18 protein-coding genes are annotated in these 17685 nt (G+C 51.9%); 9 read left to right on the top strand and 9 right to left on the bottom strand.

All coding sequences use genetic code 11. The annotated features are described in order from the left end of the window. Window positions 1–38 precede the first annotated feature (38 nt). Both rspA and BZK40_RS01415 read right to left on the bottom strand, forming a co-directional pair. Window positions 39–1253 carry a starvation-sensing protein RspA gene (gene rspA, locus BZK40_RS01420; protein ID WP_003832907.1) on the bottom strand — a complete coding sequence of 405 codons (1215 nt, stop codon included), beginning with the start codon at window positions 1251–1253 and terminating at the stop codon, window positions 39–41. A gap of 108 nt (window positions 1254–1361) precedes the next feature. Further along, complete coding sequence (locus BZK40_RS01415; protein ID WP_008784733.1) at window positions 1362–1688, bottom strand: YnfA family protein; 327 nt, start codon at window positions 1686–1688, stop codon at window positions 1362–1364. A gap of 153 nt (window positions 1689–1841) precedes the next feature. Between BZK40_RS01415 and BZK40_RS01410 the strand changes: the two genes are divergently transcribed. Together BZK40_RS01410 and speG are read left to right on the top strand one after the other, a co-directional pair. After that, entirely contained in the window at window positions 1842–2183 is a 342-nt protein-coding gene (locus BZK40_RS01410; RefSeq protein WP_003032382.1) for a DUF1283 family protein, read from the top strand. Between the two features lie 35 nt (window positions 2184–2218). Further along, a complete protein-coding gene (speG, locus tag BZK40_RS01405; RefSeq protein WP_079934011.1) occupies window positions 2219–2779 on the top strand; it encodes a spermidine N1-acetyltransferase in 561 nt (186 codons plus the stop codon). 6 nt (window positions 2780–2785) lie between these two features. Here the strand turns inward: speG and BZK40_RS01400 are convergent, their stop codons facing one another. After that, the gene (locus tag BZK40_RS01400; protein WP_079934114.1) at window positions 2786–3496 is read right to left on the bottom strand and encodes a YnfC family lipoprotein; all 711 of its coding nucleotides are present in this window, start codon (window positions 3494–3496) and stop codon (window positions 2786–2788) included. Window positions 3497–3598: 102 nt separating this feature from the next. On the opposite strand from BZK40_RS01400, the gene BZK40_RS01395 reads away from it, so the two are divergent. The 6 genes from BZK40_RS01395 (at window position 3599) to clcB (ending at window position 10044) form a co-directional block, all read left to right on the top strand. Then, complete coding sequence (locus BZK40_RS01395; RefSeq protein WP_008784729.1) at window positions 3599–3907, top strand: DUF1161 domain-containing protein; 309 nt, start codon at window positions 3599–3601, stop codon at window positions 3905–3907. Window positions 3908–4055: 148 nt separating this feature from the next. Next, window positions 4056–6494, top strand: coding sequence for a selenate/tellurate reductase subunit YnfE (ynfE, locus tag BZK40_RS01390; protein ID WP_071446475.1), 2439 nt, complete (start codon window positions 4056–4058; stop codon window positions 6492–6494). A gap of 10 nt (window positions 6495–6504) precedes the next feature. After that, a complete protein-coding gene (gene dmsB / locus BZK40_RS01385; RefSeq protein WP_079934010.1) occupies window positions 6505–7122 on the top strand; it encodes a dimethylsulfoxide reductase iron-sulfur subunit DmsB in 618 nt (205 codons plus the stop codon). A gap of 1 nt (window position 7123) precedes the next feature. Then, window positions 7124–7978: a dimethyl sulfoxide reductase anchor subunit family protein gene (locus BZK40_RS01380; RefSeq protein ID WP_071446476.1), complete on the top strand. Its 855-nt coding sequence runs from the start codon at window positions 7124–7126 to the stop codon at window positions 7976–7978. Window positions 7979–8020: 42 nt separating this feature from the next. Next, complete coding sequence (gene dmsD, locus BZK40_RS01375; RefSeq protein ID WP_079934009.1) at window positions 8021–8635, top strand: Tat proofreading chaperone DmsD; 615 nt, start codon at window positions 8021–8023, stop codon at window positions 8633–8635. A 119-nt stretch (window positions 8636–8754) separates the two neighbouring features. Beyond that, on the top strand, window positions 8755–10044 hold the full coding sequence (gene clcB / locus BZK40_RS01370) for a voltage-gated ClC-type chloride channel ClcB (RefSeq protein WP_048216317.1): 1290 nt from the start codon (window positions 8755–8757) through the stop codon (window positions 10042–10044). Here the strand turns inward: clcB and bioD are convergent. The 3 genes from bioD to ynfL all read right to left on the bottom strand — a co-directional run bounded on the left by bioD (window position 10000) and on the right by ynfL (window position 13068). Beyond that, entirely contained in the window at window positions 10000–10695 is a 696-nt protein-coding gene (bioD, locus tag BZK40_RS01365) for a dethiobiotin synthase (protein WP_020996409.1), read from the bottom strand. The genes clcB and bioD overlap by 45 nt on opposite strands. A gap of 125 nt (window positions 10696–10820) precedes the next feature. Then, window positions 10821–12041 (bottom strand): sugar metabolism global transcriptional regulator Mlc, encoded by a 1221-nt coding sequence (gene mlc, locus BZK40_RS01360; protein ID WP_003832888.1) that lies wholly within the window; start codon window positions 12039–12041, stop codon window positions 10821–10823. A 118-nt stretch (window positions 12042–12159) separates the two neighbouring features. After that, complete coding sequence (gene ynfL, locus BZK40_RS01355) at window positions 12160–13068, bottom strand: multidrug efflux transcriptional activator YnfL/SxtR(Kp) (protein WP_079934008.1); 909 nt, start codon at window positions 13066–13068, stop codon at window positions 12160–12162. Window positions 13069–13175: 107 nt separating this feature from the next. On the opposite strand from ynfL, the gene ynfM reads away from it, so the two are divergent. Next, complete coding sequence (gene ynfM, locus BZK40_RS01350; RefSeq protein WP_003832886.1) at window positions 13176–14429, top strand: multidrug efflux MFS transporter YnfM/SxtP(Kp); 1254 nt, start codon at window positions 13176–13178, stop codon at window positions 14427–14429. A gap of 33 nt (window positions 14430–14462) precedes the next feature. Here ynfM and BZK40_RS01345 read toward each other — a convergent pair whose 3' ends face one another. The 3 genes from BZK40_RS01345 to BZK40_RS01335 form a co-directional block, all read right to left on the bottom strand. Next, entirely contained in the window at window positions 14463–15149 is a 687-nt protein-coding gene (locus tag BZK40_RS01345; RefSeq protein WP_071446478.1) for a CPBP family intramembrane glutamic endopeptidase, read from the bottom strand. Between the two features lie 143 nt (window positions 15150–15292). After that, window positions 15293–16783 carry a sensor histidine kinase gene (locus BZK40_RS01340; RefSeq protein ID WP_071446479.1) on the bottom strand — a complete coding sequence of 497 codons (1491 nt, stop codon included), beginning with the start codon at window positions 16781–16783 and terminating at the stop codon, window positions 15293–15295. Then, window positions 16780–17502: a winged helix-turn-helix domain-containing protein gene (locus BZK40_RS01335; protein WP_008784719.1), complete on the bottom strand. Its 723-nt coding sequence runs from the start codon at window positions 17500–17502 to the stop codon at window positions 16780–16782. The genes BZK40_RS01340 and BZK40_RS01335 overlap by 4 nt, the downstream gene beginning before the upstream one ends. Window positions 17503–17685: the final 183 nt, after the last annotated feature.

Here is a 17685-nt window from a genome sequence, read left to right as displayed (position 1 = left end):
TTGGGTTAATCAACATCTTTCGTACGTAAAATTTATATTTACCAGTTCCACAGCGTGCCATCTTCCAGGCGAGCAACGGGCAGATATGCAGGGTCATACGGATATTTCGCCGCCAGTTTTTCGTCAAACTCGATCCCAAGACCAGGTTTGTCTCCTGGATGCATATAGCCGTTATCAAAGGTCCAGTTATGTGGGAACACTTCCAGCATTTGCTCGGAATAGCCCATATATTCCTGTACGCCGAAGTTCGGCACCCACAGATCAAAATGCAGCGCGGCGGCCATGCACACAGGCGACAGATCGGAAGGTCCATGTGAACCGGTACGAACCTGATACAGCGACGCGAAATCAGCAATCCGGCGCATACCGGTGATACCACCCGCATGGGTGATGGTGGTGCGGATATAGTCGATCAGTTGTTCTTCAATAAGCTGTTTACAGTCCCAGATGCTGTTGAACACTTCCCCTACCGCAATCGGCGTGACGGTATGCTGGCGGATCAGGCGGAAGCACTCCTGGTTTTCAGCTGGTGTTGGATCTTCCATCCAGAACAAACGGTACTGTTCAATGCTTTTGCCGAAACGGGCCGCTTCAATTGGCGTCAGACGGTGGTGCATATCGTGTAAAAGATGTTCGTTGAAACCAAACTTGTCACGCACGGCGGCAAACAGTTTTGGCGTGAAATCCAGGTATTTCTCCGTTGACCACAACTGTTCTTCCGGCCATTGCCCTTTGGTGGCGGGTTCGTAGGCCAGTCCTTTGCCCTTAGACATACCGTAAGTGGTTTTCATGCCTGGCACGCCGCACTGCACGCGAATCGCTTTAAAGCCCATCTCTTTATGACGCGCATAATCTTCGAGTACATCATCAACGGTATGGCCTGTGGTGTGGCAGTAGACCATAACCCCTTCACGAGAAGCACCGCCGAGCAACTGGTACAACGGCATATTCGCCGCTTTCGCTTTGATGTCCCAGAGAGCCATATCCACGGCGGAAATCGCCGACATGGTGACCGGCCCACGACGCCAGTACGCGCCTTTGTAAAAAAACTGCCAGATGTCCTCAATACGATGCGCATCGCGACCAATAAGCTGCGGACACACGTGATCTTTCAGATAGGACGCCACGGACAGCTCGCGTCCATTTAACGTGGCATCTCCCAGCCCGGTGATCCCATCTTCTGTCGTAATTTTCAACGTTACAAAATTACGCCCAGGACAGGTGACAAACACTTCAGCCCCAACAATCTTCATTTCTTATTCCCTACATCTGTTCTTGTGATGCAGGAAATTTACTCAACTGAGCTACTACCATACAAGTATAAAGATCAAAAAAACGCTGTTTGATCACAAAAAAAGGCGCTATGCGCGCCCCCATCCAGCCACAATGATCAGCATGCCGCACAACGCCACCAGCGCGCCAGACCAGTCATATAAACTGAGTTTTACACCATCGACAATACGTAGCCATAGCAGCGCGGTCACCACGTAAACACCGCCATAGGCTGCGTATACACGCCCGCTGGCTGCCGGATGCAGTGTCAGCAACCAGACGAATAAAGCCAGTGACACCCCGGCGGGTATCAGCAACCAGGCTGTAGCTCCTCGCTTAAGCCAAAGCCAGGGTAAAAAGCAGCCAATAATTTCGCATAACGCGGTGATGAAAAAAAGAAATGTGGTCTTAAGCATTGATGTTATTCAGTTACCTTCGGTTTAACCATGATACGACAGAATCTCGTTAGCGTATCCATATCCACCGGGTGGGTATGCCCGCAAACTGGAATAGTGTAGAATTTAACCCTGTTTTATCGTTTTTACCCTTTCCCATAAAAGGAATTCACCATGAAAATTACACTGACCAAACGCCTGTGCCTGACGGCTATGCTGACGCTGGCTGCGGCTGTGTACACCTCTTCCGCATTTGCTGAAACCAGTAAACTGGTCATTGAATCCGGAGATAGTGCGCAAAGTCGTCAACAAGCCGCAATGGAAAAGGAACAATGGAACGATACGCGTCAGCTTCGCCAGAAAGTCAATAAACGTGCAGAGAAAGAGTGGGACAAAGCCGATACGGCCTTTGATAGCCGTGATAAGTGCGAGCAGAGCGCTAATATTAATGCGTACTGGGAACCTAACACCTTGCGCTGCCTCGACCGCCGTACTGGCCGCACCGTTGCCCCATAATCATTGCACTTTGAAGGATATTGAAAGGATACGATATGACTAGCGCCCTCAGTGTTAAGTTGCGCCCGCTGGAGCGTGAAGATTTACGATTCGTCCATCAGCTTGATAATAATGCCAGCGTAATGCGCTACTGGTTCGAAGAGCCTTACGAAGCGTTTGTTGAGCTGTCAGACCTGTATGACAAACACATCCACGACCAAAGCGAACGCCGCTTCGTGGTGGAGTGCGACGGTGAAAAAGCCGGGCTGGTGGAATTGGTTGAAATTAACCATGTACACCGCCGGGCCGAGTTCCAGATTATTATTTCGCCGGAATATCAGGGGAAGGGTCTGGCCTCACAGGCAGCAAAGCTGGCAATGGACTATGGCTTTACCGTGCTCAACCTCTATAAGCTGTATCTGATCGTCGATAAAGAGAACGAAAAGGCTATCCACATCTACCGTAAACTCGGTTTTATGGTGGAAGGCGAGCTGATCCATGAGTTCTTTATCAACGGCCAATACCGCAACACTATCCGCATGTGCATCTTCCAGCAGCAGTATCTGGCAGAACACAAAACGGCAGGCCCTAACCTGTTGCAACCTACCGCTCAGTAAAGGCGATTAGTAGTAATCGATAGTGTTTTCAATCGAGTAATGATGCTCAACTGCCGGCTTCACGCTCTCGTCCACGATAACGAGCTGGCAGTTGATCGGATTTGCGTATTCATCGTATTTGCACGTTTGTTTGACATTGCCTAACGGATGATTGTTGAGCAGACTCACCGCGGTGTAATCTAACTTCTTCAATGGGTCAACCGACGGTTTAGCATCAACCTGCAAAGTGCTGTCCTTACTGACGGTTGTTTTGCCCAGCGGGTAGCCTTCGGCATCATATCGATACTGCACCTTCATCTCTTTCCCCGTGGCGGAAACGACAAAGCCGTTATCGTCGGTATCCCACACCACACCGGCAGCAGGCAGTTCCGCTAGCTGGCATTTACCTTGTAAGCGGATCTTTTTTTCCAGCGTTTCGGCATCCCGATAGTAGTTAGCATCCAGGACCAGCGCCATACCGGTATTGTTTTCGATATCGTGCAGTTCAAGTGTATCGAAACACCCTTCCTGTGACAGGGTACCAGCAACGCGCTTAGTGACCTCACCTTTGTCGTTGAGCAGCGTCTGACTGAAATCTTTCACCGGCCCGCGCAGCGGATCGAAATCAAATTCATTGGAAAAACTGGCCATTTCCGGCGTAAAGGAAACCAGCCCTTTGGCGTTATCACACCCAACCAGCACGACACACAGGAAACCTAACAGGGTCTGTTTCTTCACATTTTTCACCGGGATAAGAAGATAATTCTCAATCATATTAGCAAATACAGTTATTTACACCAGAAATGCTAATCTTAGTCTATGTCGATCATAAAGGAGCTGATGATGAAATACGTAACAGGAATTGCCGCGATCTTACTGGCAGTTGCATCCCCACAGGTTCTGGCCGCACCTGCGTCATGTGAACGCGTGAAAAGCGATATCGAGCAGCGCATCATCAATAATGGCGTCGCAGAGTCCAGTTTTACGCTGAACATTGTCCCCAACGATCAGGCCGATCAACCTGATTCGCTGGTGGTAGGACATTGTGCAAACGATACGCACAAAATTCTCTACACCCGGACTAACAGTGGAAACGCCCCTGCCAACAGCTCGCCTGCACAGGACGGGCACGTCGCCGAACCGCAATAAATCATACCCTCCGTACGCGGAGGGTTACTCCAGTTTGATATGCATTAAGATGCCATACTCATAAATGGGTAAACTCGCTCTATTATTAGCATGCTATTAATTTCGCTATAGAGATTAATATATAGCGATAACTATAATGGAGTGAGTTATGTCTGATACTGAGCAATATGGAGGCATTAGCCGCAGGATGTTAGTGAAATCCTCGGCTATAGGTTCGTTGGCGCTTGCCGCTGGCGGGTTATCGTTACCTTTTGGGATGCGCACCGCAGCTGCTGCGGTACAACAGGCGATACAACCGGCTGAAGAGAAAGTGGTTTGGGGCGCTTGTTCCGTGAACTGCGGCAGTCGTTGTGCCCTGCAACTCCACGTCAAAGATGACGAGGTCGTATGGGTAGAGTCTGATACGACCGGAGACGATATTTATGGTCAGCACCAGGTGCGTGCCTGTTTACGTGGACGCTCAATCCGTCGACGGATCAATCATCCGGATCGCCTCAATTATCCTATGAAGCGCGTGGGCAAACGCGGTGAGGGTAAATTCGAACGCATAACCTGGCAGGAAGCGCTGGATACCATCAGCACCAGTTTAAAAAATACCGTACAGAAATACGGTAATGAGGCCGTGTATATCAACTACACCTCTGGCATTGTCGGCGGCAATATTACTCGCTCCTCCCCTTATGCCTCGCTGGTCGCTCGATTGATGAACTGCTATGGCGGATTCCTGAGCCATTACGGCACATACAGTACCGCACAAATCGCGGCGGCAATGCCTTACACCTACGGCTCAAATGACGGCAACAGTACCTCCGACATTGAAAACACGAAGCTGGTGGTGATGTTCGGCAATAACCCTGCCGAAACGCGCATGAGCGGCGGTGGTATAACATACTTCCTTGAGCAGGCCCGGGAGCGTTCTAATGCCCGCATGATCGTCATCGACCCGCGTTATACCGATACCGCTGCGGGTCGTGAAGATGAGTGGATCCCTATCCGTCCGGGAACCGATGCCGCACTGGTAGCGGGAATCGCCTGGGTCCTGATTAACGAAGATCTCGTCGACCAGGCGTTCCTTGACACATATTGCGTCGGTTATGACGAGAAAACCCTACCCGCTGACGCCCCCGCTAACGGACATTACAAGGCCTATATACTTGGCAATGGCGATGACGGTGTCGCTAAAACGCCCCAATGGGCCTCGCATGTCACAGGGATCCCGGCCGAGCGCATCATTAAACTGGCACGAGAAATCGGTAGTACAAAACCGGCGTATATTTGTCAGGGTTGGGGTCCACAACGTCAGGCTAACGGCGAACTGACTTCGCGCGCGATCGCAATGCTGCCAATCCTGACTGGCAACGTTGGCATCAACGGCGGCAATAGCGGTGCACGAGAATCAACCTACACCATCACGATTGAACGCATGCCGCTGCCGGATAATCCCATCAAAACCCAAATATCCTGCTTTAGCTGGACCGACGCCATCGCCCGGGGTCCGGAAATGACCGCAACCCGCGATGGCGTGCGCGGTAAAGATAAGCTCGATGTACCGATTAAATTTATCTGGAACTACGCGGGTAACACCATTACTAATCAGCACTCAGATATCAATAAAACACATGAGATCCTTCAGGATGATACGAAATGCGAAATGATAGTGGTCATCGAAAATTTCATGACATCTTCGGCGAAATACGCCGATATCCTGCTGCCGGACCTAATGACCGTCGAACAGGAAGACATCATTCCTAACGACTATGCGGGCAACATGGGATACCTCATTTTTATTCAACCCGCGACGTCACCGAAGTTCGAGCGCAAACCGATCTACTGGATAATGAGCGAAGTCGCCAAACGCCTTGGCAATGATATCTATCAACGGTTTACGGAAGGCCGTACTCAGGAACAATGGCTCCAGTATCTGTATGCAAAAATGCTGGCCAAGGACCCCGCGCTCCCTTCTTATGACGAGCTGAAAAAAATGGGGATCTATAAACGCAAAGATCCTAACGGGCATTTTGTCGCTTATAAAAAATTCCGCGACGATCCGCAGGCCAATCCGCTCAAAACACCGTCTGGAAAGATTGAAATTTACTCCAGCCGGCTGGCGAAAATTGCCAACACCTGGGAGTTGCAGAAGGATGAAGTAATTAGTCCACTTCCCGTCTACGCCTCCACGTTTGAAGGGTGGGACGATCCTAAACGCAGCGCATTTCCGCTGCAGTTGTTTGGCTTTCATTACAAATCCCGTACGCACTCCAGCTACGGCAATATTGATGTTCTGCAGGCGTCCTGTCGTCAGGAAGTGTGGATCAACCCCGTCGATGCCCAAAAGCGTGGTATTGCAAATGGCGATATGGTGCGGGTCTTTAACGACCGCGGGGAAGTTCGTATTCCGGCCAAAGTGACGCCACGGATCCTGCCTGGCGTCAGCGCAATGGGCCAGGGTGCATGGCACGATGCCGATATGGCCGGCGACAAAATTGACCATGGCGCCTGCGTCAATACGCTGACAACACAGCGCCCTTCACCGCTGGCAAAAGGCAACCCACAGCACACTAATCTGGTCGAGATCGAGAAGGTTTAAGGACTAACCCATGACAACTCAGTATGGATTTTTTATTGATTCCAGTCGTTGCACCGGGTGCAAAACCTGCGAACTGGCCTGCAAAGACTACAAAGACCTCACTCCTAACGTCAGTTTCCGGCGGATTTACGAATATGCAGGTGGTGACTGGCAGGAAGACAACGGCGTCTGGCACCAGAACGTTTTTGCCTACTATCTCTCCATCTCCTGTAACCACTGCGAGGATCCGGCCTGCACCAAGGTTTGTCCAAGTGGTGCGATGCATAAGCGTGAGGATGGTTTTGTGGTGGTCGATGAAGACGTGTGCATTGGCTGTCGCTACTGTCATATGGCCTGCCCGTACGGTGCGCCACAGTACAATGCTGCGAAAGGACATATGACCAAGTGCGATGGCTGTCATGATCGCGTGGCAGACGGCAAAAAGCCCATCTGCGTCGAATCCTGTCCGCTGCGTGCGCTGGATTTTGGCCCCATCGACGAACTGCGCAAAAAACATGGTGAACTGGCTGCCGTCGCCCCGCTGCCTGGTGCGCACTTCACCAAACCGAGTATTGTGATCAAACCAAACGCCAATTGCCGCCCGACCGGGGATACCACGGGTTTTCTGGCTAATCCAAAGGAGGTGTAATATGGGAAATGGATGGCATGAATGGCCGCTGGTACTGTTTACGGTGCTGGGCCAGTGCGTAGCCGGGGCGCTGATCGTCAGTGGTTGCGGCTGGCTGACCGCTAAAGACGAGCTGGCAAAACAACGTATCGTTCGCAGTATGTTTTTTCTCTGGCTGGTGATGGGCATCGCCTTTCTCGCCTCGGTCATGCATTTAGGTTCGCCGCTGCGCGCGTTTAACTCGCTGAACAAAATTGGCGCATCGGCGCTAAGTAACGAAATCGCCAGCGGTTCGCTGTTTTTCGCCGTCGGTGGCCTGTGGTGGCTGGTGGCGTTTCTCGGTAAAATGCCCGCAGCGTTAGGTAAAATCTGGATGCTATTGAGCATGCTGCTGGGCCTGGTATTTGTCTTTGCGATGACCAACGTCTACCAGATAGACACCGTCCCAACCTGGTATAACGGCTATACTACACTGGCGTTTTTCATGACGATGCTGCTCAGTGGACCGCTATTTGCCGCTCTGCTGCTGCGTGCTGCAGGTGTTTCTTTTAACGCCGCCAGATTCGCCGGTATAAGCGTATTGGCTCTGCTGGTTACGGTGGCCGTTATTGTGCTGCAGGGACTGTCACTCGGCGAGATCCACAGTTCGGTACAATCCGCCAGCGCACTGGTTCCCGACTACGGCAGTTTACAGGTCTGGCGAGTCCTGCTGCTGGCCGCGGGTCTGGGTTGCTGGATATGTCCGTTGATCCGTCGCAAAGGACCGTCAGTTGGCGGGTTGGCGCTCGGGTTAATTCTGGTGCTTGTCGGTGAAATCATTGGCCGCGGTTTGTTTTACGGTTTACATATGACAGTCGGAATGGCTGTCGCAGGTTAACTTTCGGGTGCGGGGCAACCCGCACTGTTCAGGATTGTTTGCATGACCCATTTTTCACAACGTGACAACTTTTCTACCGCAGCGCGCGTGCTTGGCGCGCTGTTTTACTATGCCCCAGACAGTGCGGAAGCTTCGGCATTGGTCAGTGCGTTAAGAACCGATGGCTGGCAGGCGCAGTGGCCGCTTGAAAAGACAACGCTTTCGCCGTTAGTCGCTCAGTTTCAGGCTGAGGCCGATGAGTCTCTCCCGCAGGCCTGGCAACGTCTGTTTGTTGGCCCCTATGCGCTCCCTTCTCCGCCATGGGGATCCGTCTGGCTGGATCGTGAAAACGTGTTGTTTGGCGACTCCACGCTGGCATTACGCCAGTGGATGCGGGACAACGGCATCCAGTTTGCCATGCAGCAAAATGAGCCAGAAGATCACTTTGGTTCGCTGCTGTTGCTGACGGCCTGGCTTGCCGAGAACGAACGCCACACCGAGTGCGAGCAACTGCTGGCCTGGCATCTGTTCCCATGGTCATCACGCTTTCTTAATGTGTTTATCGAAAAAGCCGATCACCCGTTCTACCAGGCGCTTGGTGAGCTGGCGCGCCTGACGCTGGCACAGTGGCAATCACCGTTACTGATCCCGGTAGCCGATAAGCCTTTGTTCCGTTAATTTCGTCACAGGCAGGAATTGTCCTGCCTGTGGTGCATCCTGTTGCGCACGCTGAGCTTTTGCTTCTGTTGCCTAATAGCCGCAAAATAGAGCGTCTGAATTTTCCAGTCTGGCCACTCATGCATCATTTACATGCTTACCCTGACCTGCGTGCCATGTTCCGCCGCCTGCTGATCGCCGCGTTGATTGGCGTCCTTGCTGCGCTGGCCGTCGCAGGATTTCGTCATGCCATGCTGCTTCTCGAATGGTTGTTTCTGAGCAACAACACGGGAAGTCTGGTCAACGCAGCGACAAACCTTTCGCCCTTAAGGCGTATGCTGACACCTGCACTCGGCGGTCTGGCGGCTGGATTACTACTGTGGGGCTGGCAAAAATTTAACCGTTTACGTCCGCAGGCTCCCACTGATTATATGGAAGCCCTGCAAACCGACGGACAATTTGACGTCAGTGCAAGCCTGGTGAAATCGCTGGCATCGTTACTGGTCGTTGCCAGCGGGAGCGCCATCGGACGTGAAGGTGCCATGATTTTACTGGCGGCCCTGGCAGCCTCCTGCTTTGCTCAACGCTTTACCCCGCGTACAGAATGGAAGTTATGGATTGCCTGCGGCGCCGCTGCAGGTATGGCTGGAGCCTATCATGCCCCGCTGGCGGGCAGTTTATTTATTGCCGAAGTATTGTTTGGCACACTGATCCTCGCCTCACTGGGGCCGGTAGTGGTGTCCGCCGTAGTCGCATTACTCACCACCAATCTGCTTAGCGGCAGCAATGCGCTGCTGTATACCGTGCACCTGTCGCGGGAATTACATGCTCTGGAATACGTTATGATTGTCAGCACCGGTCTGGCTGCTGGCATCTGCGGACCGCTCTTCATGTGGTTGATGACCGCCAGCCATAATGTATTTTTGCGCTTAAAACTCTCGCCACCGTGGCAACTGGCGCTTGGCGGGTTGATCGTTGGCCTGCTTTCATTGCTCACGCCTACGGTCTGGGGTAATGGCTACAGCGTGGTGCAGTCATATTTACTTTCACCACCGCTGCTGGCCGTGGTTGGCGGGATTTTTATCTGCAAATTACTGGCGGTGCTTGCCAGCAGTGGATCCGGTGCTCCGGGTGGCGTGTTTACGCCAACGCTGTTTGTCGGCTTGTCGGTGGGCATGTTGCTGGGTCAGGTATGGGGATTATGGCTTCCGGGCTCGGATGAAATTGCCATTTTGCTGGGATTAACGGGGATGGCCACGCTGCTGGCGGCTACCACGCATGCACCAATAATGTCGACGTTGATGGTTTGTGAAATGACCGGGGAGTATCGCCTGCTCCCCGGATTACTGATCGCCTGTGTCCTGGCGTCGGTACTGTCGCGTACGTTACGCCACGACTCTATCTACCGACAGCACGCTGCCGAGCATTGAAAGGCGGATGTACTGCGACAACTCACGCTGCTCTGCACGAGGCAGATAAGGCAGTTCACCGATCAGCGGTGCAGGTAATTTTTTACCCAGCACATCAATGATTTCCGCATAATGTGCCAGCCCCGGGTTAATGCGATTCGCAACCCAGCCAATCAGCGGCAGTCCGTCGCTGGCAATCGCCTGCGCGGTGAGGATCGCATGGTTAATACAGCCTTCCTGGATACCCACTACCATCAGCACCGGCAGTTGTTCCTGCACCACCCACTCCGATAACGGACGCAGATCGTTCATCAAGCTCCGCCAGCCTCCGGTGCCTTCCACGACGACGTGATCGACTTTTTCGCTAAGGCTTGCGAGACCGTTGGATAACAGGGTGTAATTGACCGGACCACTATGCGCCACGCTACTTTCATCTTCGCTCAACGCAATTGGGTTAATTGCCTCATAGGGCAGCTCGATAGATGACACACTTTGCAGCACCAGTGCATCTTTGTTGCGCAGACCTTCGGGCGTCTCTTTGCTGCCTTTGGCTACTGGTTTGTAACCTGCTACGCTTTTACCCCCTGACGCTAACGCTTGTAGTAATGCGCGGGAAACCACGGTCTTCCCAACAGAAGTGTCTGTACCTGTAATAAAGAAACGCTTCAGCATCACTAACTCCACCGTTATGCTTTGAAAATATAAGTCAGGAAAATAAAACAGTGGAGAAAGTCTAAGGTATGACGACCAGGATCAGCTTGAGATAGCGCAATTTTTCGTACAACAGTTAAAAAATGTTAACCCTGTAATAGACGAATCAACAAAGAACCGTTATACATCGCGTCCTTCACGAGCGCCGCCCCCGCCATCGTCCCCTGATTGGTAAACTGGGTACTTTCAACGACTATATGCTGACTGTAAGCCGGAAGCGCCTGCTGACGAATGCTGTCCGCAATGGTAGGGAACAAGATATCTGCCGCTTTACTGAGCGGAGAGCCAATCAATATCTTTTGCGGGTTGAACAAATTCACCATGATGGCAAGAATTCGACCGACGTGGGTCCCAACGCCGCTAATGATATCTTTCGCCAATAAATCACCCTGCATGGCCGCCAGACACAGCGCGTCTACCGTTAACGGTTGTCCATGTAGAGAAGAACTCATTGACTGCTTCAGGCGCACCTGCGCCAATTCGAGCACGCTGTCGACGCTGGCGATTGTTTCCAGACAACCATGGTTGCCGCAGTAGCAGCGTTTACCGTAGGGATCGACCTGCGTATGGCCAATCTCCACCAGGCTACTGCTGCCTGCATGCAGCAAATGGCCGTCAGTGATCACCCCTGCACCCACGTTATGATCGATCACCACCTGAATGACGTCGCGCGCACCGCGCGATGCGCCAAAAAGCGCCTCGGCCATCGTCCAGGCGCTGATATCGTGCTGAATATACACCGGCACGCCGGTATGGTTCTCAAGCGCTTCGCCCAACGGCATCTCTTTGACATCTTCGTAAAATGGCATGCGATGAACGATACCGTTTTCAGTATCGATAATACCGGGTAAGGTGATGGCGATGGAGGTTAAGCGCTCCAGCTTTTGCTGGTGGCGGATGAAAAACTGATCGACCTGGGTTATCACGCGATCCAGCAACGGTGTTTCGCTGACCAGCGCCATTTCAAGACAATCTTCAACCACCAGCTTGCTGCTCAGATCGCGTAGCGCCAGAAAAATCTCGCCACGACTGATACGAATGGATAAGTAGTGCCAGGCCTCCGTTTCGACAACCAGCCCAACGGCCGGACGTCCACGGCTACCCGCTTCCTTGATTTCCAGCTCTTGCACCAGATGCGCTTCGAGCATTTCGCGGACAATTTTGGTAATGCTGGCAGGCGCCAATTGTGCCAGGCGGGAGAGATCAATACGCGATACCGGACCCAGCTGATCAATCAGGCGATAAACCGCACCCGCATTGGTCTGCTTAATTTGATCGATATGCCCAGGCTGACTATCAGCAACCACCACTTACTCCCTTTATTTTCGCGCTCCGAAATAATCTGCGGGCTATGGTGAAGCACTTCAATGGCTTCCGTCAACTTTTTACTTAGCCTTGTGATTTACTGCACATTTTCACCCATTTTTAAACTAAATTAATCGCCTGAACGGCCGCCAGCAGCTGCTCGCGAAAGCGTTGCGCGGCGTGACTTTGCTCATGATGCTTTGGCCACACTAACCACATTTCCGAGACAGCATCTTCTTCCGCTATCGGGATCCAACACATTTCATACAGTTGCACCCGTTTAAAAGAAGCAGGAAGTATAGAAACCCCTAATCCTGCGGCCACCAGCCCAATGATAGTCATCGCCTCGCCAACCTCCTGCGCAATCGTCGGTTTCAGTCCATAGCGACGCATCAGGCCCAGAATATCGTCATACAACCCTGTCCCCACATGGGGGTCAAAAAAGACAAATGGCTCATTCGCCAGTTCGGCCAACGTGACCACGGGTTTTTGCGCCAACGGATGCGCACGTGGGATCATTGCCATCAGTGGTTCATGCAGAATGATTTCACGCTCCAGCGTTTCCGGAAGCTGCGTATTACGCAGAAGTCCCAAATCCAGCGTTCCTTCATTGAGCGGGGCAATTTGCTCACGCGTGTTCATTTCACGGGTTTGCATATGCACTGCCGGGTAGCTTTGGCGAAACAGCGATAACGTATCTGAAACCGCTTTGATAAACGGCGCGGACGACGTAAAGCCGATACGTAATTCCCCTGCTTCTCCCAGATGCAAACGCTCAGCCCTGGCGGCGGCTTCATTAACCAGCCCGAGGATCTGTCGACTGTCCGCCAGAAACTGCTTTCCGGCAGAGGTCAGCGCCACGCTACGGTTAGTTCGGGCAAGTAACCGGGCGCCAATCTGCTGTTCAAGGATCTGGATCTGCTGACTTAGCGGCGGTTGCGAAATGTTTAACCGCGCCGCCGCCCGACCAAAATGCAACTCTTCGGCAACGGCCACAAAGTAACGTAAATGACGCAGTTCGATATTCATATTTTTAACATATTATTTGAGATTATTAATATATTAGACAGAATATTGTGATTTTCATACTCTTAAGGCTGGTCCTGTAGACGTAATTGAATGAGCAAGGATTTCAAGTGAGCCGTACAACAACTGTCGATACCGCGCCAACAAGCGATGTTGATGAACAGATAGTTACCCCGCCGGATGGATTTATCAAACGCGGAACATCCCCATTTATGCGCGTCACGCTGGCGCTGTTTTCCGCCGGACTGGCGACTTTTGCCCTCCTCTATTGCGTTCAACCCATACTGCCAGTGCTCTCGCACGAGTTTGGGGTTTCTCCCGCAAGCAGCAGTATCTCGCTTTCCATCTCGACGGCGATGCTGGCGATAGGGTTACTGTTTACCGGCCCACTTTCAGATGCTATTGGCCGCAAGCCGGTGATGGTTACCGCGCTGCTGCTCGCCTCTTGTTGTACGCTGCTTTCAACAATGATGACCAGCTGGCACGGTATTTTAATCATGCGTGCTCTGATAGGACTTTCACTGAGCGGCGTCGCGGCGGTAGGGATGACCTATCTGAGTGAAGAAATTCATCCCAGTTTCGTCGCCTTCTCAATGGGCCTGTATATCAGCGGTAACTCAATTGGCGGAATGAGTGGTCGCTTGATCAGCGGCGTGTTTACCGACTTTTTTAACTGGCGTATCGCGCTGGCGGCGATCGGCTGTTTTGCCCTTGCCTCTGCGCTGATGTTCTGGAAAATCTTACCGGAATCCCGTCATTTCAGACCCACATCGCTGCGCCCGAAAACGTTGTTTATCAACTTCCGTTTGCACTGGCGCGACAAAGGTTTGCCGCTGCTGTTTGCGGAAGGTTTTTTACTGATGGGATCGTTTGTCACGCTGTTTAATTATATCGGCTACCGCCTGATGCTCTCCCCGTGGGAGCTCAGCCAGGCGGTTGTAGGTTTGTTATCTGTGGCGTATCTGACCGGGACATGGAGTTCGCCAAAGGCGGGTTCTATGACCACTCGTTATGGTCGTGGCCCGGTAATGCTCTTTTCAACAGGCGTGATGCTGGTTGGACTTTTGATGACCCTGTTCACATCGCTATGGCTGATCTTCGCCGGGATGCTGCTCTTTTCAGCCGGGTTCTTTGCCGCGCACTCCGTAGCAAGCAGTTGGATTGGACCACGAGCAAAACGCGCTAAAGGCCAGGCTTCTTCCCTGTATCTGTTCAGCTATTATCTGGGATCCAGTATTGCCGGTACGCTGGGCGGTGTGTTCTGGCACAGCTATGGCTGGAACGGCGTGGGCGGATTTATCGCCCTGATGCTGGTGTTGGCGTTGCTGGTCGGTGCGCGTTTGCACCATCGTCTGCACGTATAATCCGCGATGCCCGGGTTCCGGGCATCACCTTCATCACCCTGGCTGTAACGTCTGAGCCGCCATCTGCAGAGCAACAACTGTCCCGTTCATCACTATATGCAGCAAAATTGGCATCAACAGACCGTTGCTTTTCAGTCTGGCCAGGATCAACACCTGCGACACAAGAAACAACATCAGCAACGTGCGTAGATCCACATACTGCGTATGCATGATGGCAAAAATGACCGATACCACCACTGACGACAGCCAGGTTTTATTATTGAACCAGTACTGGAACGCGTTGAATAAACAGCCTCTGAAAACAATTTCTTCATAAACTGGCGCGATAAATATCAGGGTCAACGTAGATAACCACAACGCATAACTACTTAAGGATATTTGGCTGGTCACCCACGCTTCGGTTTGTCTGAGCCCCAAAATCAATGGCAGGATAAGCTGAATAAACAGCAGCCCCGCGAACAAAATGGCAAACCACCTGGCGTTGAAAATGCCTTTGCCCAGTCCCTCTCTTTTTCTAAAGAAGAAATAATACAGCGGAACCAGCACAACAAATTCCAGCGCAAACAGCAGCGGAAAAAGTAATCCTTTAGCAAGCAGGTCCTGACTCGCGGGGAAAAACAACGGGGTAAACGTGAGGCCAAACATCAGTAAAAACATTGAAAAGCAGCCAGCAACTGCTTTAGTCCTGGCGATATACAGGTTGTCGGCATCCTGTGACATACGATCTCCTTGCGCTCATCGAAGATAAGTTGATGAATTACCTATGCATGATAAAAATTCTCATTATCACTGACAACCTACCAACTTTTACGCAATGCCCATGAGTACAATGCCAAAACCCTCTTTACTCCGGAACTTCACCGTCAACTACTCAGAGGAGAATCCGCCAGCGGCAACGAGAAACGGAAGCAGGCCCCTGCAGTTGAGCTAACCAGATGTATATCTCCTCCATGCAGTTCGAGCATTCTACGCACGATCAGTAAGCCCAGACCGCCGCGCTCGGCCCGCTGCTCACGGGGAATTAACGCGGTCGGGCGCTGAAACAATACTTCTCGCACAGCTTCTTCTACCCCTGGCCCGCTGTCCTGCACTTCGGCTAACAAACGGTCTTCATCACGCCAGACTTTTAGCCGCACTTCGCCTCCGTCAGGCGTATGACGGATAGCGTTATCCAGCAAATTCGTCACGACTCTTTCTATCATCGATAAATCGGCATTCACCAGCGGTAACGGCCCCGTTACGTCAAGGTGCAACTGCAAATGACGCGTGGCAACAGGGAGATCAAATTTCTGTGCCACGTCCTGGATCAATTCACCAATAGCAAAACGTTCACGCTGCGGTTTTATACCGCCATGCTCCAGCCTTGCCAGCTCAAACAGCTGTTGTGACAGATGGCGAACTTTATGCCCCTGGCGCAGCGCGATGCTAAGATAATGCCGGTTTTCCTCAGGCGTCATCGTATCGGCTTTCAGCGACAGCATTTCCAGATACCCCAACAGCGAAGTCAACGGCGTGCGTAGGTCGTGCGAAATATTGGCAATAAACTCTCTGCGCTGACGATCGCTGTCTGCTAATAAATCCCACTGCTGGGCAATTTTCTGCGCCAACTCGATAAACGCATTGTTCAGCAGCGCTATTTCATTCTCCGGTGCCGGTTCGGGATTTTTTTGTGCCAATTGTTTGATGACGGCAATGCTGTCCTTCTCCAGTTTTACCACCTGTTCGGTTAGCCTTTTTACTGGATTAGTCACCCATCGCCACACCAGAAAACCTGCAATTCCACCGGCTAATAAAACCAGTATTAACGTCCAGGCAACGGTATTCCAGAGCGTTTTTTGCCAGGCGGTATTCGCCAGCATATTCAGATCTTCGCCCTGCAGAATAATGTACAAATAGCCATGTAGCTCACCGTTATATAAAACTGGCGCGGCGCTGAATACCTTTTGCTGGCTGCTACGCGGATCGTTGCCATAGACGGGCAACGCAGCTGAGTTAAGGAAATCCTGTATCGGCTGTACGCTAATTTTCTGCCGCTGGATATGCCCCGGCGGTGCGGCATCAGCAAGTATGTCACCTGACGGTGAAATCAGATACAGCTCCACGCTGGGGTTAAGCGTCATCAGGTGATTAAACAATCCTTTTAAGGTCTGGCGATTAATCTGCCCGCTGGTATCAATAAGCGACTCACTTTTGACAATCTTGCTCGCCAGCTCCAGCGAGAGCCTTTGCACCATGGCGTCGCCATACTGTTTACTGCTGCGGATTTGGACAACACTGACGGTAACCGCGCAAATCAGCATAATGGCGGTAAAGACGAGGGTCAGACGCTGGCTCAGCGACAGGCGATAAATCATGGCTGATGCTCCGCGTTAACCGCAGCAAGCTTATAGCCTCGTCCCCAAACCGTGAGAATAATTTCCGGCTCCGCAGCATCCTTTTCAATTTTGGTCCGCAGGCGATTAATATGACTGTTCACCGTATGCTCATACCCTTCATGCTGGTAGCCCCACACCTGATCTAACAGCGCCTGACGCGAAAAGACCTCGCCTGGATGACGGGCGAAAAAATAGAGCAGATCGAATTCGCGCGGCGTTAAATCGAGGGATTTACCATGCAGCCGGACTTCCCGGGCTAATGGGTCAATCTCTACGCCATGAACGGTGATAATCCCCGCCTCCATACGTAGGTTCTGACTCATCGCTTCCTGACGACGAAACAATGCCTTTACCCGGGCCATCAACTCCAGCACCGAGAAAGGTTTGGCCAGATAATCATCGGCACCCATCTCCAGCCCCAATACACGGTGCGTTTCGCTGGTGCGGGCGCTGATGATAATGACGGGCAAATAAAAACTCATTTGGCGAATGCGACGACAGATCTCCAGCCCGTCGACACCCGGCAGCATCAGATCGAGGATAACGGCATCCCAGACGTGTTTCTCCAGTTGTTCAAGCGCACGAGCTCCGTCTGCCTCATGAACAATCTCGTAACCCTCATCCTTCAGGCTAAGCTGCAAAAGTGAGGCAATATCGCTGTCATCTTCAACCAAAAATATCTTTTTCGCGCCTGCCATCAGTGTCATCCCCCTCTCGTCGTGCTGAAAGCTTACCTCAGGCAAGGGGCGGAAGTTATCACAAAATTTTTAACTTTTCGTGAGGATCCAGGGATACGCATGCGAGCAGTATGTCGTTATAGACACGTCAGACATCAACAGGGAAACGTCGCTTGTTTTCCTTAACATGAAAATAAGAAGGAA

Source organism: Citrobacter portucalensis (assembly GCF_002042885.1).
GTDB lineage: Bacteria > Pseudomonadota > Gammaproteobacteria > Enterobacterales > Enterobacteriaceae > Citrobacter > Citrobacter portucalensis.
This window is presented reverse-complemented; position numbering and strand designations above follow the sequence as displayed.

Excerpts from the sequence above, each read along its gene's own strand:
- rspA (WP_003832907.1), bottom strand. The coding sequence starts at position 1,253 with ATGAAGATTGTTGGGGCTGAAGTGTTTGTCACCTGTCCTGGGCGTAAT.
- BZK40_RS01415 (WP_008784733.1), bottom strand. The coding sequence starts at position 1,688 with ATGCTTAAGACCACATTTCTTTTTTTCATCACCGCGTTATGCGAAATT.
- BZK40_RS01410 (WP_003032382.1), top strand. The coding sequence starts at position 1,842 with ATGAAAATTACACTGACCAAACGCCTGTGCCTGACGGCTATGCTGACG.
- speG (WP_079934011.1), top strand. The coding sequence starts at position 2,219 with ATGACTAGCGCCCTCAGTGTTAAGTTGCGCCCGCTGGAGCGTGAAGAT.
- BZK40_RS01395 (WP_008784729.1), top strand. The coding sequence starts at position 3,599 with ATGATGAAATACGTAACAGGAATTGCCGCGATCTTACTGGCAGTTGCA.
- ynfE (WP_071446475.1), top strand. The coding sequence starts at position 4,056 with ATGTCTGATACTGAGCAATATGGAGGCATTAGCCGCAGGATGTTAGTG.
- dmsB (WP_079934010.1), top strand. The coding sequence starts at position 6,505 with ATGACAACTCAGTATGGATTTTTTATTGATTCCAGTCGTTGCACCGGG.
- BZK40_RS01380 (WP_071446476.1), top strand. The coding sequence starts at position 7,124 with ATGGGAAATGGATGGCATGAATGGCCGCTGGTACTGTTTACGGTGCTG.
- dmsD (WP_079934009.1), top strand. The coding sequence starts at position 8,021 with ATGACCCATTTTTCACAACGTGACAACTTTTCTACCGCAGCGCGCGTG.
- clcB (WP_048216317.1), top strand. The coding sequence starts at position 8,755 with ATGCATCATTTACATGCTTACCCTGACCTGCGTGCCATGTTCCGCCGC.
- bioD (WP_020996409.1), bottom strand. The coding sequence starts at position 10,695 with ATGCTGAAGCGTTTCTTTATTACAGGTACAGACACTTCTGTTGGGAAG.
- ynfL (WP_079934008.1), bottom strand. The coding sequence starts at position 13,068 with ATGAATATCGAACTGCGTCATTTACGTTACTTTGTGGCCGTTGCCGAA.
- BZK40_RS01345 (WP_071446478.1), bottom strand. The coding sequence starts at position 15,149 with ATGTCACAGGATGCCGACAACCTGTATATCGCCAGGACTAAAGCAGTT.
- BZK40_RS01340 (WP_071446479.1), bottom strand. The coding sequence starts at position 16,783 with ATGATTTATCGCCTGTCGCTGAGCCAGCGTCTGACCCTCGTCTTTACC.
- BZK40_RS01335 (WP_008784719.1), bottom strand. The coding sequence starts at position 17,502 with ATGGCAGGCGCGAAAAAGATATTTTTGGTTGAAGATGACAGCGATATT.